The organism is Nonomuraea sp. NPDC050478 (assembly GCF_044458265.1).
Classification (GTDB): domain Bacteria; phylum Actinomycetota; class Actinomycetes; order Streptosporangiales; family Streptosporangiaceae; genus Nonomuraea; species Nonomuraea ferruginea.
On record NZ_JBITHT010000005.1, the window covers coordinates 624051 to 650394 of the forward strand.

General features: G+C 71.9%; 23 protein-coding genes. 8 read left to right on the forward strand and 15 right to left on the reverse strand.

The features are described 5' to 3' along the window. Nucleotides 1-7 precede the first annotated feature (7 nt). The 6 genes from ACIBF7_RS27735 to ACIBF7_RS27760 form a co-directional block, all read right to left on the reverse strand. Complete coding sequence (locus ACIBF7_RS27735) at nt 8-2566, reverse strand: bifunctional FO biosynthesis protein CofGH (RefSeq protein ID WP_397198492.1); 2559 nt, start codon at nt 2564-2566, stop codon at nt 8-10. 59 nt (nt 2567-2625) lie between these two features. Then, nucleotides 2626-3522: a DNA-3-methyladenine glycosylase gene (locus ACIBF7_RS27740; protein WP_271276902.1), complete on the reverse strand. Its 897-nt coding sequence runs from the start codon at nt 3520-3522 to the stop codon at nt 2626-2628. Nucleotides 3523-3580: 58 nt separating this feature from the next. Further along, entirely contained in the window at nt 3581-4675 is a 1095-nt protein-coding gene (locus ACIBF7_RS27745) for a sugar phosphate nucleotidyltransferase (protein ID WP_148037077.1), read from the reverse strand. A gap of 20 nt (nt 4676-4695) precedes the next feature. Further along, a complete protein-coding gene (locus ACIBF7_RS27750) occupies nt 4696-5814 on the reverse strand; it encodes a glycosyltransferase family 1 protein (RefSeq protein WP_148037076.1) in 1119 nt (372 codons plus the stop codon). A 93-nt stretch (nt 5815-5907) separates the two neighbouring features. After that, nucleotides 5908-6849: a lysylphosphatidylglycerol synthase transmembrane domain-containing protein gene (locus tag ACIBF7_RS27755; protein ID WP_364225666.1), complete on the reverse strand. Its 942-nt coding sequence runs from the start codon at nt 6847-6849 to the stop codon at nt 5908-5910. After that, nucleotides 6846-7673: a class I SAM-dependent methyltransferase gene (locus ACIBF7_RS27760; protein WP_219543579.1), complete on the reverse strand. Its 828-nt coding sequence runs from the start codon at nt 7671-7673 to the stop codon at nt 6846-6848. Before ACIBF7_RS27760 ends, ACIBF7_RS27755 begins: the two co-directional genes overlap by 4 nt. Nucleotides 7674-7782: 109 nt before the next feature. Between ACIBF7_RS27760 and ACIBF7_RS27765 the strand changes: the two genes are divergently transcribed. The 3 genes from ACIBF7_RS27765 to ACIBF7_RS27775 are packed head-to-tail and all read left to right on the forward strand — an operon-like array spanning nt 7783 to nt 10935. Next, the gene (locus tag ACIBF7_RS27765) at nt 7783-8829 is read left to right on the forward strand and encodes an SPFH domain-containing protein (protein ID WP_397198493.1); all 1047 of its coding nucleotides are present in this window, start codon (nt 7783-7785) and stop codon (nt 8827-8829) included. A gap of 50 nt (nt 8830-8879) precedes the next feature. Beyond that, a complete protein-coding gene (locus ACIBF7_RS27770; RefSeq protein ID WP_397198494.1) occupies nt 8880-9941 on the forward strand; it encodes a hypothetical protein in 1062 nt (353 codons plus the stop codon). Nucleotides 9942-9978: 37 nt separating this feature from the next. Then, nucleotides 9979-10935 carry a lysylphosphatidylglycerol synthase transmembrane domain-containing protein gene (locus ACIBF7_RS27775; protein WP_148037071.1) on the forward strand — a complete coding sequence of 319 codons (957 nt, stop codon included), beginning with the start codon at nt 9979-9981 and terminating at the stop codon, nt 10933-10935. Here the strand turns inward: ACIBF7_RS27775 and ACIBF7_RS27780 are convergent. From ACIBF7_RS27780 to ACIBF7_RS27790, 3 genes are all read right to left on the reverse strand, one after another. Further along, complete coding sequence (locus tag ACIBF7_RS27780; RefSeq protein WP_397198495.1) at nt 10839-11897, reverse strand: glycosyltransferase family 4 protein; 1059 nt, start codon at nt 11895-11897, stop codon at nt 10839-10841. The genes ACIBF7_RS27775 and ACIBF7_RS27780 overlap by 97 nt on opposite strands. Before the next feature lie 2 nt (nt 11898-11899). Next, on the reverse strand, nt 11900-12796 hold the full coding sequence (locus ACIBF7_RS27785) for a glycosyltransferase family 2 protein (RefSeq protein ID WP_148037069.1): 897 nt from the start codon (nt 12794-12796) through the stop codon (nt 11900-11902). A gap of 89 nt (nt 12797-12885) precedes the next feature. Beyond that, nucleotides 12886-14940, reverse strand: a complete 2055-nt coding sequence (locus ACIBF7_RS27790; RefSeq protein WP_397198496.1) for a hypothetical protein — start codon at nt 14938-14940, stop codon at nt 12886-12888. Between the two features lie 485 nt (nt 14941-15425). On the opposite strand from ACIBF7_RS27790, the gene ACIBF7_RS27795 reads away from it, so the two are divergent. The 5 genes from ACIBF7_RS27795 to ACIBF7_RS27815 all read left to right on the forward strand — a co-directional run bounded on the left by ACIBF7_RS27795 (nt 15426) and on the right by ACIBF7_RS27815 (nt 21751). Continuing rightward, the gene (locus tag ACIBF7_RS27795; protein ID WP_397198497.1) at nt 15426-16877 is read left to right on the forward strand and encodes a hypothetical protein; all 1452 of its coding nucleotides are present in this window, start codon (nt 15426-15428) and stop codon (nt 16875-16877) included. A 143-nt stretch (nt 16878-17020) separates the two neighbouring features. Further along, nucleotides 17021-18637 carry an LCP family protein gene (locus ACIBF7_RS27800; RefSeq protein WP_219543585.1) on the forward strand — a complete coding sequence of 539 codons (1617 nt, stop codon included), beginning with the start codon at nt 17021-17023 and terminating at the stop codon, nt 18635-18637. Between the two features lie 151 nt (nt 18638-18788). Next, nucleotides 18789-19955, forward strand: coding sequence for an acyltransferase family protein (locus tag ACIBF7_RS27805; protein WP_271276911.1), 1167 nt, complete (start codon nt 18789-18791; stop codon nt 19953-19955). 56 nt (nt 19956-20011) lie between these two features. Further along, nucleotides 20012-20998, forward strand: coding sequence for a glycosyltransferase (locus ACIBF7_RS27810; RefSeq protein ID WP_271276912.1), 987 nt, complete (start codon nt 20012-20014; stop codon nt 20996-20998). A 36-nt stretch (nt 20999-21034) separates the two neighbouring features. After that, entirely contained in the window at nt 21035-21751 is a 717-nt protein-coding gene (locus ACIBF7_RS27815; protein WP_148037064.1) for an acetoacetate decarboxylase family protein, read from the forward strand. On the opposite strand, the gene ACIBF7_RS27820 is transcribed toward ACIBF7_RS27815, so the two are convergent. The 6 genes from ACIBF7_RS27820 to ACIBF7_RS27845 all read right to left on the reverse strand — a co-directional run bounded on the left by ACIBF7_RS27820 (nt 21748) and on the right by ACIBF7_RS27845 (nt 26316). After that, nucleotides 21748-22245 (reverse strand): TetR/AcrR family transcriptional regulator, encoded by a 498-nt coding sequence (locus tag ACIBF7_RS27820; RefSeq protein WP_271276913.1) that lies wholly within the window; start codon nt 22243-22245, stop codon nt 21748-21750. The two genes, ACIBF7_RS27815 and ACIBF7_RS27820, sit on opposite strands and share 4 nt — an antisense overlap. Then, nucleotides 22217-22597 carry a DUF4260 family protein gene (locus ACIBF7_RS27825; RefSeq protein ID WP_271276914.1) on the reverse strand — a complete coding sequence of 127 codons (381 nt, stop codon included), beginning with the start codon at nt 22595-22597 and terminating at the stop codon, nt 22217-22219. The genes ACIBF7_RS27820 and ACIBF7_RS27825 overlap by 29 nt, the downstream gene beginning before the upstream one ends. A gap of 98 nt (nt 22598-22695) precedes the next feature. Further along, on the reverse strand, nt 22696-23580 hold the full coding sequence (locus ACIBF7_RS27830; protein ID WP_219543591.1) for a glycosyltransferase: 885 nt from the start codon (nt 23578-23580) through the stop codon (nt 22696-22698). 188 nt (nt 23581-23768) lie between these two features. Further along, nucleotides 23769-24536: a CDP-alcohol phosphatidyltransferase family protein gene (locus ACIBF7_RS27835; RefSeq protein WP_148037061.1), complete on the reverse strand. Its 768-nt coding sequence runs from the start codon at nt 24534-24536 to the stop codon at nt 23769-23771. After that, entirely contained in the window at nt 24514-25572 is a 1059-nt protein-coding gene (locus ACIBF7_RS27840) for an iron-containing alcohol dehydrogenase family protein (protein ID WP_271276915.1), read from the reverse strand. Before ACIBF7_RS27840 ends, ACIBF7_RS27835 begins: the two co-directional genes overlap by 23 nt. Before the next feature lie 9 nt (nt 25573-25581). Continuing rightward, nucleotides 25582-26316 (reverse strand): sugar phosphate nucleotidyltransferase, encoded by a 735-nt coding sequence (locus ACIBF7_RS27845; RefSeq protein WP_219543592.1) that lies wholly within the window; start codon nt 26314-26316, stop codon nt 25582-25584. Nucleotides 26317-26344: the final 28 nt, after the last annotated feature.

Consider the following 26344-nt stretch of genomic DNA (forward strand, 5'->3'; position numbering starts at 1 on the left):
GTTATATCTACGCCAGGGGCAGCACCCTGCGCACGCTCTGGCACACGCCGTCGCTGGCCGCGGCGGCGGCCAGCCGCTCCGCGCCGGGCACGCCGTACTCGGTGGTGCGCTGGCGGACCGGCCGCCCGGTCACCTCCACCATGGCCCGCAGCTCGCTGATGGTCTTGTACGAGCCGTTCTCCGACCCGGCCATCCGGCTGATGGTCTCCTCCATGAGGGTGCCGCCCAGGTCGTTCACGCCGCCCTGGAGCACCTGGCGGCACAGGTCGTCCCTGAGCTTGACCCAGGAGCACTGGATGTTGCGGATCGCGCCGTGCAGCAGGATCCTGGCCAGCGCGTGCACGGCGCGGTTCTCCTGCGCGGTGGGGCCGGGCCTGGCCACGCCCGCCAGATAGATGGGCGCGCTGGTGTGCACGAACGGCAGCAGCACGAACTCGGAGAAGCCGCCGGTCTCCTCCTGCAGCCGCCTGATCAGCTTGATGTGCCGCACCCAGTGCAGGTGGTTGTCCACGTGCCCGTACATCATCGTGGCGGTGGTCGGGATGCCGACCCGGTGGGCCGTCGTGACGACGTCGATCCACTCGGCGGCGGGCAGCTTGCCCTTGGTGAGCACCCAGCGCACGTCGTCGTCGAGGATCTCGGCGGCGGTCCCGGGCAGCGAGTCGACCCCGGCCTCGCGGGCGCCGTGCAGCCACTCCTCGACGGACAGGTTCGCCCGGCTGGCGCCGTTGATCACTTCCATCGGCGAGAAGGCGTGCACGTGCATGTCCGGCGTGCGCGCCTTGACCGCCCTGGCGATGTCGAAGTACGCGGTGCCGGGCAGGTCGGGGTGGATGCCGCCCTGCATGCACACCTCGGTGGCGCCCGCCTGCCAGCCCTCCTCCGCCCGGTCGGCCACCTGCTCCAGGCTGAGCGTGTACGCGTCGGCGTCCGTCCTGCGCTGGGCGAAGGCGCAGAACCGGCAGCCGGTGTAGCAGACGTTGGTGAAGTTGATGTTCCTGTTGACCACGTACGTCACGTCGTCGCCGGCCGCCTCCCTGCGCAGCGCGTCGGCGATCCCGGCCAGCTCCTCCAGCGCCTCGCCGTCGGCCGACAGCAGCGCCACGGCCTCGTCGTCGGTGAGCCCGGCGGGGTCGCTCGCGGCCCTGCCCAGCGCCTTCCTGATCTCCGCGGGCGTCCCGGAGCCGCCGGTCGCGGCGGGGAGGCGGTCGCGCAGGGCCTCCCAGTCACCGTACACGTGGTCGAAGTCGTCCCGCCGGTCGTGGGTGCGGCCCGTGGTGTCGACCTCGACGTGCAGGTCCACCCGCCCGCCTGGGGCGAACCCGCCGTCGGGCTCCTGCCAGGGCAGTCCCTCCGGGATCGCGCCCTCCCTGGCCAGCCCGGTCTCCGGCTCCGCCAGCGCGGCCACGTGCGCCGCCAGCCGCGGGTCCAGCCACGGCTCGCCCGCCCGGACGTACTCGGGATAGATCGTCAGCCTCTCCCTGAGCCGGAACCCCGACTCGGCGGTACGCGTCGCCAGCTCGTCGATCTGCGGCCACGGCCGCTCCGGGTTCACGTGGTCCGGGGTCAGCGGCGACACGCCGCCCCAGTCGTCGATCCCGGCCCGGATCATGAGCGCGTACTCGGCGTCGACCAGGTTCGGCGGCGCCTGGACGCGTGCCTTCGGCCCGAGGACGAGCCGGGTCACGGCGATGGTGGCGGCCAGCTCCTCCAGGTCGGCGTCCGGCAGCCCGCGCATCGCCGTGTCCGGCTTGGCGCGGAAGTTCTGCACGATGACCTCCTGGACGCCGCCGTACTCGCGGGCCACCCGGCGGATCGCGAAGATCGACTCGGCCCGGTCCTCGATCGTCTCCCCGATGCCGATGAGGATGCCGGTGGTGAACGGCACGTTGCTGCGCCCCGCGTCCTCCAGCACCCGCAGCCGCACCGCCGGGTCCTTGTCCGGCGACCCGTAGTGGGGCTGCCCCTTCTCCTCGAACAGGCGCCGCGACGTGGTCTCCAGCATCATGCCCATGGACGGGGACACCGGCTTGAGCCGCTGCAGGTCACGCCAGCTCAGCACGCCCGGGTTGAGGTGCGGCAGCAGCCCGGTCTCCTCCAGCACCCTGATCGCCATCGCGCGCACGTACGAGAGCGTGTCGTCGTAGCCGTGCGCGTCGAGCCACTCGCGGGCCTGGTGCCAGCGGTCCTCCGGCCGGTCGCCCAGCGTGAACAGCGCCTCCTTGCAACCCAGCGCGGCGCCCTGCCGGGCGATCTCCAGCACCTCGTCGGGGGACAGGAACGGCGACGGCAGCTTGTGCGGGGCGGTGGCGAACGTGCAGTAGCCGCAGCGATCCCGGCACAACCTGGTCAGGGGGATGAACACCTTACGGCTGTAGGTGATGGTCCCGGCACGGCCGACGGCCTCCAGGCCCGCGTCCCGTACCCGGGAGGCGTGCCCGAGCAGGGCGTCGAGATGCTCACCCCGCGCGTGCAGCAGCACGACGGCCTCGGTGAGGTCGAGCGCCTTGCCGTCACGGGCGCGGGCGAGAGCGCGGCGAAGGGCCGAATCACTGACAACGGTCATAGGCAGACCTTACTCAGAGGAACTTCGCAAAGCGGACGCCCGGTACCGCAGAACCGCGGTCAGAACGACCGGTAGTCCCTGGCGGCCATCCGGGGGCCGCGGGCCGGCGGGCGGCGGCCGGTCAGCGTGATGAACAGACCGGCCCGGTGGCGATGGCCGAGATACGGCTCCAGCAGGCGCAGCATGCCCGGGTCGTCGGTCTTCTCCCCCGTCAGCGCGTACCCCACGATCTTGGCGAGGTGGAAGTCGCCGACGCTGATCGCGTCGGGGTCGCCGAAGACCCGCTGGCGCACCTCCGCCGACGTCCACACCCCGATGCCCGGCAGCGCCCGCAGCAGCCGGTCCAGCTCCTCGCTGGTGGCCGCCGCCTCCAGCTTGGCGGCGTGCCAGGCGGCGGTCGCGATCGTCTTCGCGCGCACGGTCTCCGCGCCCGACCGGTGCCAGTGCCAGGCCGGGATCTCGCGCCACACCGACGGCTCCGGCGCCACCCGCATGCCCTCCGGGGCCGGCCCCGGCGCGGGCTCGCCGTAGCGACCCAGCAGCCACCGCCACGCCCGCCAGGCCTCCTGGCCGACGACCTTCTGCTCCAGCACCGCGGGCACCAGGGCCTCCATGACCCGCCCCGTCCTGCCGATCCGCAACCCCGCGTGCCTGCGCACCGCCTCGCGCAGGATCTCGTGCCTGGCCTCGAACCCGGAGACGTCGTCGTCGGCGCCGAGCAGCGCCGGCAGCCCGTCGAGCATCCACTCGGCCCCCGGCCCCCAGGCCTGCCCGCGCACCTGCCCGCCCGCCACCGACACCCGCAGCGTGGCGATCCCTCCGGGAGTGCGGCAGGTGCGCCAGATCGCGCCGTCGGGCGTCTGCCGCCAGGCCGGATCACCGCCGCCCCGCTTGTGCGCCGCCAGCGCCAGGCCCACGTCCAGCGGCCCGTCCGGAACCCAGCTACGCTCCCTCACCCGTCCAGTCTGCCGTGCCCCCGCAGCTCAGCGCACCAGCACGAAGGCGTACGGCCGGTCACTCGTCGCTGGAGTAGCGGATCGCGCGCTCCGGCAGCTCCACCCCGGGCCAGACGCGCACCCCGGCCAGCAGCTCGTTGCCCGGCCCCACGACCGCGCCGTCGCCGATCACCGCGTCGCGCACCACCGCGCCGCCGCGCACCCGCGCGCCCCGGCCCAGGACCGAGTCGGTGACGACGGCGCCGGGCTCCACCACGGACTCCTCGCACAGCACCGAGCCGGTCACCGTGGCGCCCGCGCCGACCACCGCGCCTTCGCAGACGGACGTGCCGCCCTGCACCTTGGCCTCCGGCGAGACCGACGAGCCCGGCAGCGCCAGGAACTCGCCCGTGGCCCCCGGCATCGCGGGCGACTCCAGCCGGCCGAGCACCAGGTCACGCGAGCCCTGCACGAACGCGGCCGGCGTGCCGACGTCCAGCCAGTAGGTGCGGGTGGCGTAACCGAGCACGGGCCGCCCCGACTCGATCAGGGCGGGGAACGTCTCGCGCTCCACCGACACCACCTCGTCGCGCGGGATCTCGTCGATGACCGACCGGGTGAACACGTAACAGCCGGCGTTGATCCGGTTCGTCACCGGGTTAGGCGTCTTCTCCAGGAACGCCGTCACCCGCCCCTCGTCGTCGGTGGGCACGCAACCGAACCGGGCCGGATCTTCCACCTCCGTCAAATGGAGCGTTACAGCGGCCTGGCGCGCCAGGTGGAGGCGCACCTGCTCGCCGATGTCGTGACCCGACAGAATGTCGCCGTTGAGCACCAGGACCGGATCCGATGGCCCCGAGCCGAGCGCCTGGGCCGCGTTGCGGATCGCGCCGCCGGTGCCGAGCGGGGTCTCCTCCGTCATGTACTCCAGGGAGAGCCCCAGCGCCGACCCGTCGCCGAAGACCGGCTCGAACATCGCCGCCTTGTAAGACGTCGCGAAGACGATCCGGCGCACCCCGAACGCGCGGGCGCGCGCCAGCTGGTGGGCCAGGAACGGCACCCCCGCCGTCGGCAGCAGCGGCTTCGGCGTGCCGAGAGTCAACGGGTGCAGGCGCGTGCCACGGCCTCCGACCAGGAGTATCGCCTCGAGGTCTGGCAAAGAGCTGCTCTCCATAGTTGTGGGAGGTTACCGAACTATTCCGTCGCGCGTTGGAAGGCGCACAGGTGTGCCTCGGCCGAAGCTTCCCAGGTGAACTCGCGTGCCCTCCGCAGCCCCGCCTCGCTGAGCCGCCTCCTCCTCTCGGGCGAGGCCAGCAGGTCGGCGAGCCCTGCGGCGATGCTGCCGGCGTCGGGCTCGGTGTAGGCGACGGCGTCGCCGCCGACCTCCGGCAGTGACGTGCGGTGGGTGGTGAGCACCGGGGCCCCGCAGGCCATCGCCTCCAGCACCGGGAGCCCGAACCCCTCGCCCCGCGACGGGAACGCCACCACGAGCGCGCCGCCGAGGAACCCCGCCAGGTCCGGCGCGCCCAGGAAGCCCGGCCGCACCACCTTGACCGTGGCCTCCACCTCGCGGCAGGCCGCGTCGACGTCGTCCTCGTGCACCCCGCCGCCGAGCACCAGGGCCGGCGGCGTCTCCAGGTCCTTGACCGCCGTGGCGAAGCCGCGGATCAGGTTGGGCACGTTCTTGCGCGGCTCCAGCGCGCCCAGGAACGCGACGTACGGCTGCCCGTGCAGCCCGCACCGGCTGGCCGCCCGCCGGGTCTCCTCCTCGGAGGGCGGGTGGAACTGGCTCTGGTCGACCCCGTGGTAGGCGACGTCGATGCGGGTCGGGTCGGCGTGGAGGACGCGCACGAGCTCGTCCCTGGTCGCCTTGGACGGCACGATCACCCGGTTGGCGTGGCGCACGGCGGTGCGGGTCGCGGAGCGGAAGAACGAGGCCTTGGCCGGGCTGTACTGCTCGGGCTCGGTGAACCAGGTGACGTCGTGCACCGTCACCACGGTCGGCAGGCCCGAGCGGAGCGGGATGGAGTAGTAGGGGGCGTGGATCACGTCGGCCCCGGCCTGGCGGGCGAGCAGCGGCAGGCCGGTCTGCTCCCAGGTGAGCCTGGCCGCGCGATTCGTGATCGAGACGGGACCGGGGAGGACGCGCGCGGACGGGGCGAGGCGTCTGTAACGGGCGGCGTCGGCCCGCTGGCAGACCACCGCCAGGTCGGCGCCCGCCCGGTCGAGCGCCGCCACCAAGCCGTCGACATATCTGATCAGTGCGCCGCGGTCGGCGGGAACCGCCGCCGCGTCGACGAGCACTCGAGGCATTACGTGATCTTCTCCCCTCAAGATCAACGTGGGACCCGGCGGCCCCCCTCTTCTTCCACCTTATGACCAGCGTCCCCCAAAACGTGCGCCAAATCACACGGAGGAACGCCGCGCTGACAATCCGGCCACACCGGCGCAGATCAGGTCACCCAACACGATCACCACGCGGGAGCTGAGCGCGACCGCGATGGCCGGTCCGGCCGGCATCACCGGCGCCAGCGCCGCCACCATGGCCACCTCCCTGACTCCCGCCCCTGCGGGCACCACGAACGTCATGATGCCCAGGCACCACGACAGCGCGAACGCCCCGACGGCGAAGACCACCCCGCCCTGCGGGGCGACGAAGTAGAGGTGGATCCCGTAACAGGCCCAGCCCGCGAACGCCCAGCCGAGCGCGGCGAGCATCCCCTTACGGGTGAGTGGCCGCTCCAGCGGCGGCCGCTTCAGCCTGCGCAGCCCGTAGCCGATCACCGCGTTGATCACCTTGGGCTCCAGCAGCACGAGCAGCGCCGGCACCAGGAGCAGCAGCCACCCGAACCGGTCCCAGCCCAGCGTGGCGAACGCCACCAGCAGCCCGCTGGCGAGCTGGACCGGCATCATCAGGAAGAACGCCGCCGCGCTCCTGGCCCGCGGCACCCCGAGGTCGCGGCCCATCTCCATCTGCGCGAGCATCGGCCAGACGGCCCCCGGGATGTACTTGCCGAGCTGGCCCACGAAGAACACCTTGGCCGCACTCCGTACGGGAAGCCGCGACCCCAGGTCGGCCAGCAGCGTCCGCCACGTCAGCATCGCGCCCAGCAGCGCCGCCACCACGGCGGCCAGCGAGGCTCCGACCATGCCCGGCGTCAGCTGCCGGAACCCGGCGGCGACCTCCTCCCACCGCGACGCCACCGCCCAGGCCCCGAACCCGAGCGCCACGACGAGGAACCCGCCCCGCACGGCCGTCCGCCACCCCCGCCGCCTGGCGGGCACGGCACGCGGCTCTCCGCCGGACGGTATGGACGGCGACGCCTCGGACCGGGGGACGTCCGTCACAGCGGCCGGACCCGTTCGGGGGGCTGCGGGAGCGCGGGGCCCGCGGGCGGGCGTGGGGTCTTGGTCGCGACCCAGAGGTACGTGGGAACGAGGGGAAGCAGCAGCCGGAGCGCCGCCCGGGGGGTGCGGGCCAGGAGAGCGCGCGCCACGCGGCCCGGGACGCCGGAGAACAGCTCGCCGCCCGCGAACCGCTCCGGCGTCGCGAGCACGGGGAACGTGTAGTCCCACACGTGGAAGGCGCGTAGCATCCTGCGCAGCCCGCGCCGGGTGCGGAACCGCTCGTAGTAGTGGTCGGCCCGCCCGGACGCGCGCACGTAGCGGTCGGCGAGCGAGGGCGGCAGGTAGGACAGGAACGGCAGCTTGTAGTGCGGCTCCATGACGCCCAGCCGGTTGCCCAGCCCGAGGTAGAGCACGCCCTCGTCGGAGAGCACCCGGCGCATCTCGGCCACCACCGCGTCGGGGTCGACCACGTGCTCGTAGATGTGGTTGAACACCAGCACGTCGATCGACCCGTCGGGGAACGGCAGCGCCGTGCCGTCGCCGCAGACGAACGCCACCCGCTCGCCGAACCGGTCGGCCGCCCTGCGCAGCCCGGGCACGTCGATGTCGACGCCGAGCGTGTGCTTGGCCCCCGCCGCGGCCAGCTCGTCGGCGATGAACCCGGCCGAGCAGCCGACGTCGCCCACGGTCAGCCCGCCGAGCGGCCCGTGGAAGTGCTCCAGCACCGCGATGATCTTCGCGGCCTTGCGCCGGCGCTTCTCCTCGTCGAGCATCGCCGCCTGGAACTCGGAGTAGGCCAGCTGCGCGACCCGTTGCTTCCCCACGACGCCCAACAGTACCCGCGCCCGCCGCGACCATCAGTCGATCCGGCTTTGGTACGGTGCCCGCCAGTGCGAACCACCATTAAGCGGGTGCTCTATGGCTTTTCTGGACATGATCCGCGGCGAATTCATCGACATCATCGAATGGCTCGACGACAGCCGTGACACGATCGTGTGGCGCTTCCCCCGGCACGACAACGAGATCAAGATGGGCGCCAAGCTGGTGGTCCGCGAGTCCCAGGTGGCGGTGTTCGTCAACGAGGGCCACATCGCCGACGCGTTCCCGCCCGGCACGTTCACGCTGCAGACGCGCAACCTGCCCGTCCTGTCCACGCTCAAGGGCTGGAAGTACGGCTTCGACTCGCCGTTCAAGGCCGAGGTGTACTTCGTCAGCACCCGGCGGTTCACCGACTTCAAGTGGGGCACGCAGAACCCGATCATGCTGCGCGACCCGGAGTTCGGCCCGGTGCGGCTGCGGGCGTTCGGCTCCTACTCGGTCCAGGTCACCGAGCCGATGAGCCTGCTGCGCGAGCTGGCAGGCACCGACCAGCGCTTCCGCACCGAGGAGGTCGAGGGCTACCTGCGGCAGATGATCGTCGGCCGGCTGGCGGGGGCGCTCGGCGCGGCGCAGGTGCCGGTGCTGGACCTGGCCGCCGACCAGCACGCGATGGGGCAGAAGCTGGCCGACATCCTCTCCGCCGACCTGTCCACCGTGGGGCTGTCGATCCCGAACTTCTCCTTCGAGAACATCTCGTTCCCGCCCGAGGTGGAGAAGGCGCTGGACAAGCGCACCCAGATGGGCCTGGCCGGCGACCTGGGCCAGTACACGAGGTTCCAGGCGGCCAACGCGCTGGAGAACGCGGGCGGCGCCGGCGAGGGCATGGGCCTCGGCATGGGCATCGCGGCCGGCCAGCAGATGGCGGCCTCCCTGAGCCAGCCCGCCCAGCAGCCGCCGCCGCTCCCCCAGCGGCACCAGTGGTTCCTCGGGGTCGGCGGCGAGCGGCGCGGCCCGTTCGACGAGACCGGGCTGGCCGCCGCCGGGCTCACCCCCGACGCGCTGGTGTGGCGGGCCGGCATGGCCCAGTGGGCGCCCGCCCGCGACGTCCCCGAACTGGCGGCCCTGCTGCACAACACCCCGCCGCCGCTCCCGCCGTCCTGACCGGCTCCCTCGTCCTCACCGCCCCGGCGCCCCGTACGGAAAGACCCGCGATGACCTCGCTCACCCCCACCACCCACCCCTGCGGGGGCTGCGGCGCGAGCGTCCAGTACGCGCCCGGCACCAGCGTGCTGCGCTGCCCGTACTGCGGCCACGAGCAGCCGATCGCCGCCCCCGCCCGGCACGTCCGCGAGCACTCCTACGACGCGTTCCTGGCCAAGCCCCGCGTCCAGGCCATCGCGCCGAACCAGTTCACCTGCCCGGGCTGCGGCGCCCGCACCGAGAGCGACGCGATCTCCAAGGACTGCCAGTTCTGCGGCACCGCGCTGGTCGCGGGCAGCACCGGCGACGAGATCGCGCCGGAGGCCGTGCTGCCGTTCGCGCTCGACAAGGGAGCCGCCCGCGACGCGCTCCGCACGTGGACCAGGTCCCGCTGGTTCGCCCCGAACCGCCTCAAGAAGGTCACCGAGGCGGAGTCGATGAAGAGCACCTACCTGCCCCACTGGACGTTCGACGCGAGCACCTTCTCCCACTACTCCGGCCAGCGCGGCGTCCACTACTGGGTCACCGAGACCTACACGGACAACGGCCAGACCAAGACCCGCCGGGTGCGCAAGACCCGCTGGTATCCGGCCAGCGGCTCGGTCACCAGGGCGTTCGACGACGTGCTGGTCTCGGCCACCGCCCGGGTGCCCAGGGAGCGACTGGACGCGCTGGAGCCGTGGCCGCTGGAGCGCGCGGTGGCGTTCGAGCCCGGCTTCGTCGCCGGCCACCACAGCCTGCGCTACGACGCCGGACCCGAGGCGGGCCTGGAGAACGCCAAGGGCAAGATGGCCGAGGTGATCGCCGCCGACTGCAAGCGCGACATCGGCGGCGACGTGCAGCGCCTGCACAGCGTCGACACCCGCTACGCGGACGTCACGTTCAAGCTGGTGCTGCTGCCGGTCTGGGTCGGCTCCTACCTGTATGGAGGCAGGCCGTACCAGGTGCTGGTCAACGGGGTGGGCGGCGAGGTGCAGGGCGATCGCCCGTACAGCGCCGTGAAGATCACCATGGCGGTGCTGGCGGCGGTGGCGCTGGTCGCGCTCGTCGTCTCGCTGTTCGTGATGCGGTAACTGGCTTTCACCTGGGCGGACACCGTACCCTTGCGTGATGTTCCGCCGCCTGCTGCGCATCGTCCTCGCGCTGGTCGCGCTCGGGTTCCTGGGCTACGGCCTGGCGGCCAACTGGGCCGACACCACGGCGGCGGTCGCCGAGATCCCGCTGTGGGCGGTCGCCGGCGCGTTCGCCGCCGTGCTGCTCGGCCAGTTCTGCATGCTGCTCGCCTGGCGGCAGGTGCTGGCCGGGCTGGGCTCGCCGCTGCCGGTGCGGACCGCGGGGCGCATCATGTTCGTGGGCCAGATGGGCAAGTACATCCCCGGCGCGATCTGGGCGTACGCGGCGATGATGGACCTGGGCCGCGACCACGGCAGCCCGCCGCGCCGCACGTTCGCGTGCATCTCGCTGGCGCTGGTGATCAACCTGGGGGTCGGCATCGCGATCGCCGCCGCCACGCTGGCCACCCAGGAGGTGGTGCGGCAGGCGTGGTACCTGCTGCTCCTGCTGCCGGTGATCGCCGTCTGCATGCATCCGAAGATCCTCACCTGGGGGCTCAACCTGGCGCTACGGCTGGCCCGCCGCGACACGCTCGACTCCGTGCTGCCCGGCCGCACGGTCCTGGTCGCGGCCGCCTGGACGGTGCTCGGCTGGCTCGTGTACGGGCTCCACACGTGGATGCTCGCGGGCCGCTGGGACCTGTACGTGATCGCGACCGGCGCCTACGCGTTCGCCTGGTCGACCGGGCTGCTCGCGTTCCTGGTGCCGGCCGGGGTGGGCGTGCGGGAGGGCGCGCTCGTGCTGGTGCTCCACCCGATCCTCGGCACCGGCCCTGCGCTCGCGGTGGCGGTGGTGTCGCGGCTGGTGTTCACGCTCGCCGACGTGACGGCCGCCGGGCTGGCGTTCCTGCTGGGCCGTCAGCCGAGCAGGGTGGCGGTGTACGAGGCCCAGAACGGGTCGGGGTCGACGGCCTTGACCCCCGACCGCAACCTCTCGGGCTCCCCCGAGGCGTAGAACCGCTCGATCGCGTCGCGGAGCGCGCCGGCGCTGCCCGGCTCCACGAGCAGCCCGTCGACGCCGTCGGTGACATGGTCGGCGAGCGCCCCCACCCGGGTGGCGATCACCGGCACGCCGTGCTCGTGCGCGAGCCACACGTTCTGGCTGGCGGTGGCGCTGCGGTAGGGCAGCACCAGCGCGTCGGCCCCGGCGAACAGCGAGGGCACGTCCTCGGCCGCGACGTAGCCGGGCCGCAGGTCCACCCGGTCGGCGAGACCCAGCTCGCCGACCAGCGCCTTCGTCTCGTCGAGCCCGCCCCAGAACTCCCCGGCCACGGTCAGCGACACCCCCGCGGGCAGCGCCCGCAGCAGCAGGTCGAGCCCCTTGTACGGGCGCACGATGCCGAAGAACAGCAGCCGCCGGTGCACCCGGTCGGACCGGGCGGCGTGGGTGGACGGCAGGTGCGGCGGCAGCGCGGCCACCCGCACCGGCCTGGTGGTCAGCTCGCGGGCCACCCCCGCCTGCTGCTCGGAGTGGGTGAGCACCACCCCCGCCCGCCTGAGCAACGCCTTCATCAGCGGCCGGTCGTACGGCTTGCGCTCGTGCGGCAGCACGTTGTGGCAGAGCGCGACCGTCCGGGCCCGGCCCCGCAGCCCGGCCAGGATCGCCAGGTAGGGCGGCACCTGCACCGGGCTGAGCACGGCCAGGACCACCAGGTAGGCGGCGCGCAGCCGCCGCCCGGCGGCCACCCACCCATCGGGCCTGCGCCAGTCCAGCTCGCGCAGCACCTTCGGGTACGGGACGCCTTCCGGCGCGTCGATCGTCTGCTGCCCCGGGTAGAGGAACGACGGGTACTGCGCCCGCCAGGACTCGATGACCACGTCGTGGCCGAGCGCGGCCAGCCGGTGCGCCAGCTCGGTGGTGTGCTGCGCCCCGCCGCCCTTGTAGGGGTAGGTGGGGCCGACGATCGCGACGCGCACGCTCAGTCTCCCCGCGACCGCACGATCAGGTCGGCCAGCAGCGCCACCGACCCGATCAGCATCCCGGACAGGAAGATCATGACGGTGTTGGCCGGGAAGTAGAACGGGTGCTGGATCATGTCCCACGCGCCCTTCACGAGCCCGATGCCGACCAGCCAGAGCGCCGGCGGCATGAGCACCTTGAGCGGGTTGAAGTACATGATCATCCGCAGGACCTGCAGGATGTAGCGGTAGGCGTCGGAGACGAAGCTGAACTTCGACTTGCCCGCCCGCTTGGCGTAGCCGATCGGCAGGTAGTAGACGTCGTGCTGGTTGGACAGGAACGACAGCGTGATCGTCGTGACGCAGGAGAACCCGGGCGGCAGCAGGCGCAGGTAGGGCTTGGCCACCGACTTGCGGAAGGCCCGCAGCCCCGAGTTGAGGTCGGGGATCTTCTGCCCGGCGAGCATCTCGGCGACCTTGCGGATCACCCACTTGGCGGGCACCCGCAGCAGCTTGTGGGACCCCTCCTCGCTGGTGCGCGCCCCGACGACCTGGTCGATCGTCGGGTCCTTGTCGAGGATCTGCACCAGCTCGGGGATGCGCTCGTTGGGGTAGGTCATGTCGGCGTCGGTCCAGACGACGATCTCGCCCCTGGCCTCCTGCGTGCCGATCCTGCGCACGGTGCCGGAGCCGCCGTTGCGGTGGAAGGCCCGGATGCGCAGGTGGGGGTAGAGCGGCGCGGCCTCCTTGAGCCTGGCCAGCGTCTCGTCGGTCGAGCAGTCGTCGACGGCGACCAGCTCGTAGGTGTAGCCGCTCGAGTCCATCGCCTTGGTGATGCGGTCGACCTCGTCGATGACATGGTCCTGCTCGTTGTAACAGGGCAGGACGATGGTGACGTACGGGGTTTCCTCATCCACGGCGGGTCCACCTTGCTGCGGGGGCTCGGAGCGTTCTCACGTGGGACGAGGGTACTCTGCCCGGTCCGTGGCCGAGTGCACATCACAGGTCAAGGCAGGGCCATCCACACGTTGATCCGCAGTGACCAGGTGCCGTCGGGCGCCTCGGTGAGCGACCGCTCGTCCTGCCGGGTGACCAGCCCGATCAGCTGCGTGACCGGACCGTACGGAGCCACCTGCCCCTCCTCGGCGGCCAGCACGACCGGGGTGCGCCCGGCGGCCCGCACCCGCTCGACCAGGCGGCGCACGTCGGACTCCGGCGCGGTGTCGCCCTCCACCTGGCGCACCTCCGCGGCCGGGACGCCGCAGGCGCCGCGGACGACCTGCGTGTACCGGTCGGCGGTGACCCGTTCGGCGATGAGCACCGAGGCGTCCGGCGGGATGCGCGCGCACATGGCGGCCACCGCGGCCGCCTCGCCCCGCCCGACCGGCGTGAACGCGGTGCCGATCGAGGTCACGGCCGGCGGCACGACCAGGAGCAGCGCGCAGACCGGCACGACCCAGCCGCGCCACCTGCCCTCTCCCGCCCGCTCGCGCAGCCGCTCCGCCCCCCACACGGCCAGCAGGATCACGCCGGGGATCACCACCGGCACCAGGCGGCGCGCGGCCCACGGGTGGTCGGGGGTGATCGCCGGGCGGAGCAGCGTGGTGAGCGTGGCCCAGCCGATGACCGCCAGCGGCAGCAGCCATGGCAGGCCGCGGCCGCGCAGCAGCCGGTGCGTCAGCACGGCCGCGGCCAGCGTGGCGAGCACGAGCGCCGGGACGCCCACGTACCACGCCACCCAGTGCAGGGTGTGCTCGAAGTACAGGCGGGTGCCGTCGATCGGCAGGCCGTTGGCCTTCTGGATCTGCTCGATGAAGGTGGCGGTGAGCCGGTCGTCGACGTTGTCGGGGACCCTGCGCACGGTCACCAGCCAGGGCCGCACCGCCAGCCCGGCCATGGTCAGCGCCACCAGCGTCGCCCCCGCCGCCGGCAGCCAGCCCGGCGGCCTGAGCCTGGCCAGCAGCGGGGCGGCCACCGTACCGGCGAGCGTCAGCACCAGGACGGCGGCGCAGATCAGCAGCAGCGGCCGCATCGAGCTCGACAGGTACGTCAGGTAGGGCCGCGACAGCCCGTAACCGGCGGCCAGGCCGAGGCCCGCCCCGGCGGCGAGCCCGGCCAGCAGCGGCGGCCCCAGCCCTCCGTGGCGGCCGGGCGACCGGCGGCCCATCGCGACGAGCAGGCCGGCGAACGCCAGCACGGGCAGCACGTCACGCAGGCCGTCCACCCGCACCAGCACGGCCAGCCCGAGCGTCAGCCCGCCCAGCGCCGCCCCGATCCGCCGCCCGTGCCCGTACAGGGCGTCGTGCACCAGCGCCAGCCCGCCGAGCAGCAGGAGCATCGACGGGATCTCGCTGAAGGTGGCGCGCGAGGTGTAGATGATCGGCATGCAGCAGGCGAACGCCAGCGCCGCCACCGGGGCCCAGCGCCCGCCGGCCAGCCGGGCCGCCAGCCCGGCCACGGCGAGCACCGCCAGCGCCCCCAGCACGACCGGGGCCAGGAACAGCCCGCCGAGCCACTCCCCGAGCGCGAACAGCATCGGCGCGCCCGGCATGAACTGCGGCACCACGGAGTCGCCGACGGCGTAGAAGCCGACACTCTCGAAGATCAGCGACGGGTCGGCCCCGCCGAACGCCTCCGGCCGCGCGGGGATCGGCAGCGATCCCTCCCGCGCCAGCCAGATGGCGTACTGCGCGTAGGTGGACGGGTCACGCCGGACGGCGAGCTGCTCACCGTGCATGACCCCGTTGAACACCCCGGCCCCCGCCGCGACCGCCACAGCAGCGGCCACCTGCCCCACCGTGGCCCGCACGGTGTCGACCGGCCCGTGTCCGTCGGCGTCCTCCGCCACGCTGACCAGCCCGCGCGTGCCCGCCCAGCACAGCAGCCCCGCCATGGCCAGCCCGAGCGGGATCGCCACCACCGGCCGGTAGACGCCGAACGCGAGCAGCGGCAGCGCCGCCAGCAGCCACCCGGCCACGGCCAGCGCGGGCAGCACCGAGAGCGCCGCGAGCACCCGGCCCGCCGGCGGCCTCCGCATCGGGTCCAACCAGGCGATTCCCATCGGTGAGCGAGCGTATCCAACCTCAAGCCGACGGCACGCCAGGCAGCGCCGAGAACCCACCAATCATGATCACACCAAACCCCCGCCCCCAGCACACGATGACGAAAGCCAAGACCAAAGGGACGAGTCACGGGTCCACCCCACCTACGGCGGGTCGGGCAGGCCGAAGGCTTGCTATCGGCGCCCAGCCCGAGGGGTTTCCCAAAAGGCTTTTGAGTGTCCACCCCACCTACGGCGGAAAACAGAAGAAGGAGACCCCAGCCCGAGCAGGTGACCACGGCAGCACACGACGTGGCCGGCTTGGGATACCGGCAGGGCGGGCGGGGCCGGTCACGTACGTGACGGGGGGGGGAAGATCGGGAGGGCACGGGGGCCGGTAGCGAACGCGGCGGGACGGAAGAAGACCCAGCGCCGCGACGTGACGGGAGACAAGGAACCGGCTTGAGATGACGGCGCCGCGGGCGGGGGCCGGTAGCGTACGCGGCGTGGGGGGAGATCGGGAGGGCGCGCGGCGAGCAGCCGCTCGCGTGCGCGGCGTGGTGGATGAGCGGGCCGGGTTCGGGCGGCACGGGTGGTTTCTGGCGGTCCTGGCGATCGGCGCCGCGCTGCGGGTGGTCACGATGCTCGGTTACCGGCCGGCGCTGTGGTTCCCCGACTCCTACACCTACGTGGTCACCGTCCTGCGCCCCCGGCCCGATCTGGTGCGCCCGGCGGGCTACTCGATGTTCATGAAGCTGCTGGAGCCGCTGCACTCCTTCGGCGCGGTCACCGCCGCCCAGCACCTGCTGGGGCTGGCCACCGGGGTGCTGGTCTACTGGGCCGCGGCGCGGCACACCCGGAGGTGGATCGCGACGCTGGCCGCCGCCCCCGTGCTGGTGGAGCCGTACCAGATCGAGCTGGAGCACCTGCTCGTCTCCGACACGCTGTTCATGTTCCTGGTCGTCGCCGCCGTCGCGCTCGCGCTCGCCGGACGGCCCAAGGCGGTCACGATCGGGCTGCTGCTGGCCGCCGCCTCGCTCACCAGGACCGTCGGGCAGCCGTTGATCGTGGTGCTGGTGGCCTGGTTCCTGCTGCGCCGCCAGATCAGGCCGGCCTGGATCATGCTGGTGGCCGCGGTGGTCCCGATCCTCGCGTACGGGGGCTGGTTCTACGCCACCTACCAGCGGGTCGGCGTCATCGGCGCGAACGGCGTCTTCCTCTACGCCCGCACGATGTCGTTCGCCGACTGCGCCGAGATGAACCCGCCGCCCGACCTGCGGGTGCTGTGCGACCCGCGCCCGGCCGACCAGCGGCCGCCGTCGCAGGAGTACATCTGGGCCAGGGACGCGCCGATCGTGGCCCTGCCCGGCATCACGTTCACCAAGGAGACCGACGACCTGGCCATGCGCTTCGCACTGCTGGCGATCCGCACGCAGCCGCTCGACTACGCCGGCTCGGTGCTGGCGGAGCTGGGCCGCTCGTTCGTGTGGGGCCGCCCGGTCTACCCCGACCAGGAGATCTACGGCTACTACCAGTTCCCCGAGACCCCGCCGGGGCCGCCGGGCCGCTACCCGGCGCAGGTCGGCACCGAGTTCGCCAAGCGCTACGAGCAGGGCCCGATCGGCACCTCGATCGTGGAGCCGTACGCCGGGTGGATGCGCGCCTACCAGGACGTGGCGCGGATCCCCGGCACGGTCCTGCTGGTGGTCCTGCTCGTGCCGCCCGCCGCCGTGGCGTGGCGGGCATTCCGGTACGGGCGGGGCCCGGGTTCCCCTCGTGCCCTGTGGCTGCTGCCCTGGTCGGTGGCCGTCGTGTTGTTGATCACTCCGGCGGCCGTGGCCGAGTTCGACTACCGGTACGTGCTGCCGGCGGTGCCGCTCGCCTGCCTGGCGGCGGCCCTGGCCTGCGGGAACGGTAGAGAATTTACTGATCTTATTCCACGAAATGTCCAACTCTGAGTATGCTTTGCCCCGGTATCATCACCGCTGGGTCACGGTCGATTACTCCAGTCATGGCTGCGGCGACGCCGCCGGTGACCTAGTCTCGTGGCGCAGAACGACCGAGCCAGCGCGTGAGGCGCAGCGACGAGGCTAGGGGGCGCATGAGTGACTACAGAGGCATGTCCGTAGAGGACAGCAGGTCCCCCCAGCCCGGCAGCAGGATGGCACGCAGGCTCGCCGCCTCGGCGCCGCCTCCGCCGAAGGAGCCCGAGCGCGGCCGGCGGGGCGGAGACGGCGGCAACGGCAAAATGCGCGTGCTGGCCTGGGTCAGCATCGCGGCCACGTCCCTCATGGTCGCCGGCTCGCTGACCGGTTACGTCGCCTACCGCGACGCGTTCGGCGCGATCGACCAGAAGAACGTCAAGGACGACATCATCAACCCCCGCCCCCGCGACACCGGCGCGCTCAACGTGCTGCTGGTCGGCTCCGACACCCGTGCGGGCGACGGCAACGCCCAGTACGGCCAGGAGACGGCCCGGCTGGCCGACGCGGGCGGCAAGCGCACCGACACGATCATCGTCCTGCACATCTCCCCCAACCGCGATCAGGCGAGGCTCATCAGCTTCCCGCGCGACTCGATGGTGGACATCCCCAAGTGCAAGAACGAGACGACCAAACAGGAGATGCCGCCCAGCCGCGCGATGATCAACTCCGCCTACAACCACGGCGGCGTCGCCTGCACGATCTCCACCCTGGAGACGCTGACGGGCATCCGCATCAACCACTTCGTCGAGGTCGACTTCAGCGGCTTCAAGAACATCGTCGACTCGCTCGGCGGCATCGAGATCTGCCTCAAGTCCGGCGTCAACGACAAGAATGCCAAGCTGGTCCTCCCGCCCGGCAAGAGCCTGCTCAACGGCGAGAAGGCGCTGGGCTACGTGCGGCTGCGCAGCTACGGCGACGGCAGCGACATCCAGCGCATCAAGCGCCAGCAGATCTTCCTCAGCAAGGTCATCGCCAAGGCCACCAGCAGTGACCTGCTCACCGACCCGATCAAGCTCACCGGGTTCATCAAGTCGGCCGCCCAGTCGGTGACCATGGACCCCGACCTGGCCAACAACCCGCAGAAGCTCATCGACATCGGCATGAGCGCCAAGGACCTCACCGCCAAGGGCGTCAAGCTCACCACGGTCCCGTGGATCCCCGACCCCGAGGACGAGAACCGCGTCGTCTGGCAGCAGCCGGCGGCGGGCGAACTGTTCGACTCCATCATCAACGACACCGAGCTCCCCGAGCCCACGCCGAGCGCGACCGCCGACAAGCCGAAGGTCGCCGTCAAGCCCGGCCAGGTGCGGATCCAGGTGCTCAACGCCACCGGCGAACCGGGCAGGGCGCGCGAGGTCGCCGACCAGCTCGCCAAGGAGGGCTTCCAGGTCACCGGGCTGGGCAACTACGCCGACGCCGGCGGCCAGCCGGTCGCCGCCACCGAGGTCCGCTACCCGAAGACGGCCGAGACCGGCGCCGACCACGCCGACGTGCTGACCAAGAAGCTCAACCCCGCGCCCGACGCGACGGCCGGCAAGGTCAGGCCCACCAACACCGAGCCCTACACGCCGACGGTGGCCCCCACCACCGCGCCGGCCGCCGACGGGCCGAAGGGTCCGGTGCTCCAGCTCGTCATCGGCACCGACTTCAAGGCCGTCAAGGTCACCAAGCTGTCGGAGGCCGTGGAGAAGAACACCATCACCGCGTCCCAGCAGAAGAACGTCTGCGTGTAAGGCTCCTGCAAGTTGTCTGTGTAACCCTCAGGCCGTGAGACAGGACCTCCGGCGCCCGCTAGGGTGGTTCGGGTCGGCGACGCGGCTCGCCCTCGCGGGCGTCGCCGCCTGTCGCGTACCCCGGCCCCGAGCGAAGCTGAGCGACTTCCCTGTGTCTGACACCAAGTACTCCCCTCCGGTCCAGGTTCCCGGCGAAGAGAGTGCGGGGCCGGCGAACACAGGGGCCCGCTGGCCGCTCCCCGGCGGCGGCGGCCTCTTCGAGCGCCCTGGCCAGGAGCAGGCCGAGCCCGCCCAGAAGCCCGAGCCCGAGGCCGGGCCGCCGAAGCGCAGGCGCGACCCGTACCTCGACAACGTCAAGTTCGTGCTCATCGCGCTCGTCGTGGTGGGCCACTCGCTGGTGCCGACGCTCGACGCCGACTCCAACCGGGCGCTCTACATCTTCATCTACACCTTCCACATGCCGCTGTTCGTGCTGATCAGCGGCTACCTGTCCAGAAACTTCTGGAACTCCAACGCCAAGACCAACAAGCTCGTCGACACGTTCCTCGTGCCGTACGTGATCGTCGAGGTCGGCTACGCGGCGCTGCGCTTCTCCCTCGGGCAGAAGTGGAGCCTGACGATCATCGACCCGGCGTGGCTCAACTGGTACCTGCTGGCGCTGCTGTTCTGGCGGCTGTCGACGCCGGTGTGGAAGCGGATGAAGTTCCCGATCCCGGTGGCGATCGCGATCTACCTGTTCGCCGGGTTCTCCGAGATCTCCGGTGACTTCAGCATGGACCGGTTCTTCGGCCTGCTGCCGTTCTTCGTGATCGGGCTGGTCATGCAGCCGGAGCACTTCGAGCTGCTCAACCGGCTGTGGATCAAGATCGCCTCGGTGTTCACCATCGTCGCCGCGGCCACCGTGGCCATCCTCATCGCGCCCAGGGCCAAGCTCGCGCCGTTCTACTTCAAGAACAGCTACGAGAAGATGGACCTGTCCTGGTACATGGGGCTGGGCGTGCGCGTCGGGCTGCTGGTCTGCGCCCTGGCGCTCTGCTTCGCGGTGCTGGCGCTGGTGCCGCGGGGCGAGACGTGGTACTCCGATCTCGGCACCCGCACCCTCTACTGCTACCTGCTCCACGGCATCCCGGTGCTCATCGCCAAGGAGCAGGGCTGGCTCAACCTGCCGTGGCTGCACGGCCCGCTCGGGGCGCTGGCGATCAGCTTCAGCTGCTTCGCGCTGGCGATCGTGCTGTGCCTGCCGGAGACCCGGACGGTCTTCAAGTGGGTGCTGGAGCCGCGCCTGACCTGGCTCTATCGCCGTCCTTCCAGAAGTTAAGCGGCAGTTACCCCCGCATTCACGCCTTTGACCCGGTCGGCGCGGAGCATCGACGCATGCGGGTATGCGTTGCCACCGTCGTCCATCATCCCGAGGACGCCCGGATCATGCATCGGCAGATCAGGGCGCTGCTCGACGCCGGCCACGAGGTGACCTACGTCGCGCCGTTCACCTACCACAACGTGACGCCCACCCCACGGCTCACCGCCGTCGACGTGGCGCGCGAGGCGGGCCCGGGCCGGGCCCGGTCGGCTCTCAGGCGCGGCGTGCGGGGCGCCGACCTCCTGCTCGTGCACGACGCCCGTCTCCTCCGCGCGCTGCCGTACCGCCGCCCTCCGGTCGTCTGGGACGTACGCGAGGACGTCTCCGAGGCCAGGCTGGCGCGGGCCGCACGCAGGTGCCACGTGATCACACCGGACGTGGTGCCCGAGGCCACTCTCGTGGCGCCGGAGCCGCCCCCTCCCGGGGAGACGAGAGTGGTCCACATCGGCCGGCTGTCGGCCGCCAGGGGCGTGAACGAGCTCATCGGCCTGGCCCGGCGGCTGGCCCCGCACGGCATCCGGATGGACCTCATCGGCCAGGCCGACCCGGCGGCGCGCCCGCTGCTGCGTGACGCCCAGCGGGTCGGCCTGCTGGACTGGTTCGGCCACGTGCCGCTCAGGCACGCGCTGCGGATGGCCGAGGGCGCGCTGGCCGGCCTGTCGCTGGCCGGTCCCGCGGTGACCGGGCCGCCCACCAAGATCCTCGACTACCTGGGCCGGGGCCTCCCCGTCGTGACCACCTCGCAGGGCGCCGGGGTGGTGGAGCGGGCGGGCTGCGGCTTCGTGGTCCCGCTGGACGTGGACGCGGCGCTCGACGCCGTGCTCGACCTGAAGGAGAGCCCCGAGCTGCGCCGGTCGCTCGCCGCGCGCGGGCACGCGCACGCCCGCGCGCACCACCACTGGCCGGACCACGCGCCGGCGTTCGTGGCCCGGATGGAAGGCTGCGCCGGGGTTCCCGCCCGCGCCCCGTCGTTCGCGGTACAGAGCAGGTCCGCGGGGTGATGGTCACGGCGTCCGGCGGTTGATGTACTAGACGCCATGGCATCGCATCTGATCCAGGGCCGGACGGTGAGCATGCCCGTCCGGGTACGGGACGTCATGGTGTGTGGCGCTCTCTACCTGGTCCGGGCCGACGCCGCACGGGCCGTGCTCGCGTATTCGGGGCTGGACGTGGCCGAGGTGCTGCCCGGCAAGGCCGTCTGCGTGCTGGTGTTCGCCGACTACCGCGACGGCGATCTCGACTCCTACCACGAGTTCGGCATGGCGTTCCTGATCCGTCGGCCGGGGGCGACGGGCTCGGTGGGGCTCGCCGACCTGCGGAACGCGGCCGCGTTCGTCCACTGGATGCCGGTCGACCAGGGCTTCACGCTGGAGGCGGGGCGCTCGCTGTGGGGCGTGCCGAAGGAGCTGGCCGACATCGACCTGCGGCTCGGCTCCCCGTACAAACGGTGTGTCCTGAGCAGGGACGGCAGGCTCGTGCTCGACATGCTGGTCAAGCCCGGCGCTCCGCTGCCCGGACCGGGCCCGGTGATCGCCCTGGACGCCTACACGCACCGCGACGGGCTCACCCGGCGCATCCCGTGGACCGTCCAGACCCGCGGCCTCCGCGTGCGCCCCGGCGGCGCGCTGATCCGGCTGGGCAACCATCCCATCGCCAAGGAGCTGAGCGAGCTGGGCCTGCCCAAGCGCCCCCTGCTGGCCGGCACGGTCGCGCACGCCACCATGGCCCTGGAAGAGGCCGAGCTCGTCCGCTAGCGGGCGAACGCGGCCAGCCCTGCCCGCCAGGCGCCGTCGAGGTCGGCACCTGGCGGGAAACGACCGTCGAGCTCCAGCATCACCATGCCGTGCGCGAAGGCCCACACGGCCCGCGCCAGCAGCGGGTCACCGTCGACGGCCTTGACCAGGGGCAGAGCCGTCCGGTCCTCCAGTCCGGCGGGCAGAAGTCCGCGCGGCAGCGGCCCGGTGCTCATCAGCCGGTAGAGATGGGGGTGGGCCAGCGCGTAGGCGCGGTAGGCCCGCGCCAGCACTCCCAGGCCGCCCTGCGACGCTTCCAGGGCCCGCGCCAGGTCCTGCATGGCGATCGCGATCACCTCGGCCTCGACGGCGCTCTTGTCGGGGAAGTGCTTGTAGAGCGAAGGGGCCCGGATGCCCAGCCGCCCGGCCAGCGCCCGCATGGTGAGCGCCTCCGCGCCGCCCTCCTCGACGAGGCGCAGGGCCGCCTCAACGATCTGCCGTGACCGCTCGGACACGCCGGCTCCCATCCCGTTCCCGTAGTCCGTAACCGAACGCGCGATCGGCGGCGATGTGCATCAGCCAGGCGAGCCCGGCGGTCCACGTCGGCACTCCGCCGATCGGCCAGAAGATGTATCCAACCAGCAGCAGGAGGGGCGCCCACGCCCGGTGTGCCGCGTTGTAGAACGGCACCGCCCGCGGTGACAGCCGCCCGCCGCCGGCCTTCCTCGCCCCCACGAGCATGGTCAGGTCCGGCAGGATCGCGAAGACCACCGCTGTGACCCAGGCCATTCCCCCGTGCTTGGCCACCTCGAAGACGATGAAGGCCAGGCAGAAGATCGCCAGACCACCCCACGCGCCTCTTCCCATGACCGCCCTCTCGTTGGCTAACGCTGTTAGCCGAAGGCTATGGCTAACAGCGTTAGCCGTCAAGCGGGGAAAAGCCCTCGCCGTGACGGCGAGGGCTTTCAGACGATGGGCGGGCGGCCGAGCTTCACCATGCGCCAGGCCGTCTTCCAGGCCATCGGGCGGCGCTCGCCCGCGGGTGTGCGCAGGCCCTCGAAGAACCCGGTGAACCATGCCTTCAGCGAGTCTTTGGAGCCGCGCTCCCTGATCAGGGTCAGCACCACCCAGTCGAGCAGGTAGAGCGCCGCCAGCGGCCACGGCAGGTTGCGGCGGGCCAGCCACACCCGGTTGCGCGCGTTGAGCCGGTAGAACTCGGCGTGGCGGGTCGGCGGGACCTGGGGGTGGTACATCACGGTCTCGGCGTCGTACTCGATCCGGTAGCCCTCGCCGAGCAGCCGCCAGGCCAGGTCGGTCTCCTCGTGCGCGTAGAAGAACCGCTCCGGCAGCCCGCCCACCTGGAGGAAGGCCGAGCGGCGGACGGCGGAGGCGCCGCCCAGGAACGTGGTGACCGGTGAGCTGCGCTCCGGGTCGCCGGCGCGCAGGCGCGGGACGTGACGTCGCTGGCCGATGCCGCCGTCGGGGTCCATCACCCGGAAGGAGATGACGGCCAGGTCGGGCTCGGTGGCGAAGCGGTCGCGGACGTGCGCGGCCACTTTCTGGTTGGCGTACCAGCCGTCGTCGTCGAGGAACAGCACCACGTCACCGGAGCACTCCTCGACCCCGCGGTTGCGGCCCGCGGGTATGCCCGTATTGTGGTCGAGCCGGATCGTCTTCACGGTCGCCGACGAGCCAGCGGGGGGCGTCGCGGACAGCTCGGGCACGTCTGCGCCGTTGCCCACGATCACCACCTCGACGTCACCGTCGATCTGGTTGAGCGCGGACTCGACCGCCCGGTCCAGCTCCGCGACCCGGTTTCCCATGGTGAGGATGACGCACGAGATCTTCAACGAATCATCGTCCTGACGCGTTGAGAGCACGGGCGGAGCAATCTTTCATGATCACCGAGTCTGCTGGGTGGCTTATTTCCTGATATTGGTGGAGCTAAGCGTATCGGAACCGGTAGTGAACCCCCACCGAACCGGGGATGTCCGATCAATACGACGGACGAGAAGCCCTGCCGGTTCCGAGAATCGCATCACGCCAGCCGCCTCGACGCGAGAATGCTGACCAAATGCAGGACAACCTGTAGCCCTGCCGCGACCACACAGGCCACGACGAGCACCCGGGTGGCCGCCAGATCGCCCCGCACCACGTCGATCACCGCCGTCGCGAGCGCGAGCAGCGACAGCTCGATCGGCTGCACGATCCGGTGGAACCCGGTCGCCGCCAGGACCCGCCTGCCGAGCCCCAGCAGCCCTGAGCGGAACTGCACGGCGGCGGACTCGGTCGCGGCGGGCAGGCCGCCCTTGGCCCGCGCCACCTCCACCAGGTCGGACTCCGCCTTGATGAGGATCGCGCCGAGCGCCGCCGCGAAGCCCAGCACGGTGTACCAGTCGGGCAGCACGGCCGACGCCCGCCAGCCCAGCCCGGCCAGCAGCGCCGCCTCGGCGAAGTAGGCGCCGACCCGGTCGAGGTAGACGCCGGTCAGCGAGGTCTTGCCGGTCCACCGGGCCAGCTCGCCGTCGGAGCAGTCGAGCAGCAGGTAGACCTGGATCAGCAGGGCGGCGGCCACGGCCGCCCACAACCCCGGCAGCGCGATCACCACCCCGGCCGCGACCCCCGCCACCGTCATCACCCAGGTGAGCTGGTTGGGCGTGACGCTCGTCCTGGTCATCAACCAGGTGACGTAGATCGACAGCCTGCGCATGTAGAGCACGCCCGCCCAGTGCTCGCCGTTGCGGCGCTCCAGGTGACCGGCGGGCTGGGCGACCCCGCGCAGCTCAGCGACCGAAGGCCCGGACATAGTCCTCCACCCGATCGCGGATCTCGGAGTCCTGCAGGCGCAGGTGCTCCAGGATCGTGTAACGGCCGGGACGGGTGGCGGGCGCGAGCGAGACCGCGGCGGTGAACTGCTCGCTGCTCAGCCCGATGTCGCCGGGGGTCACCGGCAGCTGGTGCTGCCGCAGGCAGCCGACCACCTGCTTGAGCCGGGCCTCGTCCTCCCTCAGGAAGTAGCAGAAGGCGGTGCCGACCCCGGCGAGCTCGCCGTGGTTGGAGGTGCCGGGGAAGAGCTGGTCCACGGCATGCATGATCTCATGGTCGCCACCGCTCGCGGGCCGCGATGAGCCGGCGACCACCATCGACATGCCCGACAGGATCAGCGACTCGGCCAGAACGGTCAGGAACGCGTCGGACTCGACGGAGTCGGCCCTGCCGAGCAGCGCCTCGGCGGCCGTGCGCGCCATCGAACAGGCCAGCCCGTCTATCGGCTCGCCGCGCTCGACGTGGCTGAGCTGCCAGTCCTCGCACGCCGACAGGTTGGCGAGCACGTCGCCGACGCCCGAGCGGACCAGCGACTGCGGGGCCTTGTGCACGAAGTCGAGGTCGACCAGGACGGCCAGCGGCATCGGCACACCGAACGTGCCCTTGCCGCCCTCGTACAGCAGGGAGGCCGTCGGCGAGCAGATGCCGTCGTGGGACAGGTTGGTGGCCACCGCGACCATGGGGATGCCGGCCAGCGAGGCGGCGTACTTGGTCGTGTCGATGGTCTTGCCGCCGCCCACGCCCACCACCACCTCGTAGGCGCCCTTCCGCAGGTCGGCGCCGAGCGAGACGGCGGCTTCCACGCTCCCGTCGGAGACGCGGAACACCTGGGCCTCGTCCAGCGTCGGCGCGATCAGGCTCTCTATGTGGTCGCCCTGGCCGGGGCCGACGGCCACCGCGACCCGGCCGGAGGTGGCGACCCTGCTGTCGGCGAGCAGCGCGCCGAGCTCCGCGACGGCACCGCGCCTGACCTCCATCTGGATCGGCGCGGGCAGCATCCTCGCAAGAAGCGGCATCCGGCCCCCTCAGTAGTGGACGGCGATGGTGCGGGCCTTGGCCAGGTCGTCGTGGTTGTCCACTTCGACCCAGTCGACCTCGCCGATGGGGGCGACGTGGATGGCCTCGCCTCGCTCGACCATCTCCTGGTAGCCGTCTTCGTAGTAGAGCTGCGGGTCGCGCTCGAAGGTGGCCTTGAGCGCGTCGGCCAGCCGCTCGGCGGCGCCCGGCCGGATGAGCGTGGCGCCGATGTACTCGCCGTACGCGTCGGACGGGTCCATCAGCTTGGTGATGCGGCGCAGCGCCCCCTCCTCGGAGAGCGTGACCTTCATCTCCTCGTCGGCCAGCTTCTTCACGTCGTCGACGGCGAGCAGGATGTCGCTGGTCTCGGGCGCGGCGAGCAGCGTCTTCTCGACCGAGACGGGGTGCACGGTGTCGCCGTTGACCAGCAGCGCGCCGCGGCCGAAGTAGTCACGCGCGCACCACAGGGAGTAGGCGTTGTTCCACTCCTCGGCCTTGTCGTTGTGCACGAGGGTGAGCTCGACGCCGTGACGCTCCTCCAGCTCGCGCTTGCGCTCGTGTACGGCCTGCGCCGCGTAACCGACGACGACCACGACCTCGCGCAGGCCCACGGCGGCCAGGTTGCGCAGCGAGATGTCCATGATCGTGGTCTCGCCGTCGACCGGCACGAGCGCCTTAGGCAGCGTGTCGGTGTACGGCCGCAGGCGTCGTCCGGCTCCAGCGGCCAGCACCATTCCCAGCAACGTGCACTCCTCAGTCGAGCATGACTAC

Excerpts from the sequence above, each read along its gene's own strand:
- ACIBF7_RS27735 (WP_397198492.1), bottom strand. The coding sequence starts at position 2,566 with ATGACCGTTGTCAGTGATTCGGCCCTTCGCCGCGCTCTCGCCCGCGCC.
- ACIBF7_RS27745 (WP_148037077.1), bottom strand. The coding sequence starts at position 4,675 with ATGGAGAGCAGCTCTTTGCCAGACCTCGAGGCGATACTCCTGGTCGGA.
- ACIBF7_RS27750 (WP_148037076.1), bottom strand. The coding sequence starts at position 5,814 with ATGCCTCGAGTGCTCGTCGACGCGGCGGCGGTTCCCGCCGACCGCGGC.
- ACIBF7_RS27765 (WP_397198493.1), top strand. The coding sequence starts at position 7,783 with ATGATCCGCGGCGAATTCATCGACATCATCGAATGGCTCGACGACAGC.
- ACIBF7_RS27770 (WP_397198494.1), top strand. The coding sequence starts at position 8,880 with ATGACCTCGCTCACCCCCACCACCCACCCCTGCGGGGGCTGCGGCGCG.
- ACIBF7_RS27775 (WP_148037071.1), top strand. The coding sequence starts at position 9,979 with ATGTTCCGCCGCCTGCTGCGCATCGTCCTCGCGCTGGTCGCGCTCGGG.
- ACIBF7_RS27790 (WP_397198496.1), bottom strand. The coding sequence starts at position 14,940 with ATGGGAATCGCCTGGTTGGACCCGATGCGGAGGCCGCCGGCGGGCCGG.
- ACIBF7_RS27800 (WP_219543585.1), top strand. The coding sequence starts at position 17,021 with ATGAGTGACTACAGAGGCATGTCCGTAGAGGACAGCAGGTCCCCCCAG.
- ACIBF7_RS27810 (WP_271276912.1), top strand. The coding sequence starts at position 20,012 with ATGCGGGTATGCGTTGCCACCGTCGTCCATCATCCCGAGGACGCCCGG.
- ACIBF7_RS27815 (WP_148037064.1), top strand. The coding sequence starts at position 21,035 with ATGGCATCGCATCTGATCCAGGGCCGGACGGTGAGCATGCCCGTCCGG.
- ACIBF7_RS27825 (WP_271276914.1), bottom strand. The coding sequence starts at position 22,597 with ATGGGAAGAGGCGCGTGGGGTGGTCTGGCGATCTTCTGCCTGGCCTTC.
- ACIBF7_RS27835 (WP_148037061.1), bottom strand. The coding sequence starts at position 24,536 with ATGTCCGGGCCTTCGGTCGCTGAGCTGCGCGGGGTCGCCCAGCCCGCC.
- ACIBF7_RS27840 (WP_271276915.1), bottom strand. The coding sequence starts at position 25,572 with ATGCCGCTTCTTGCGAGGATGCTGCCCGCGCCGATCCAGATGGAGGTC.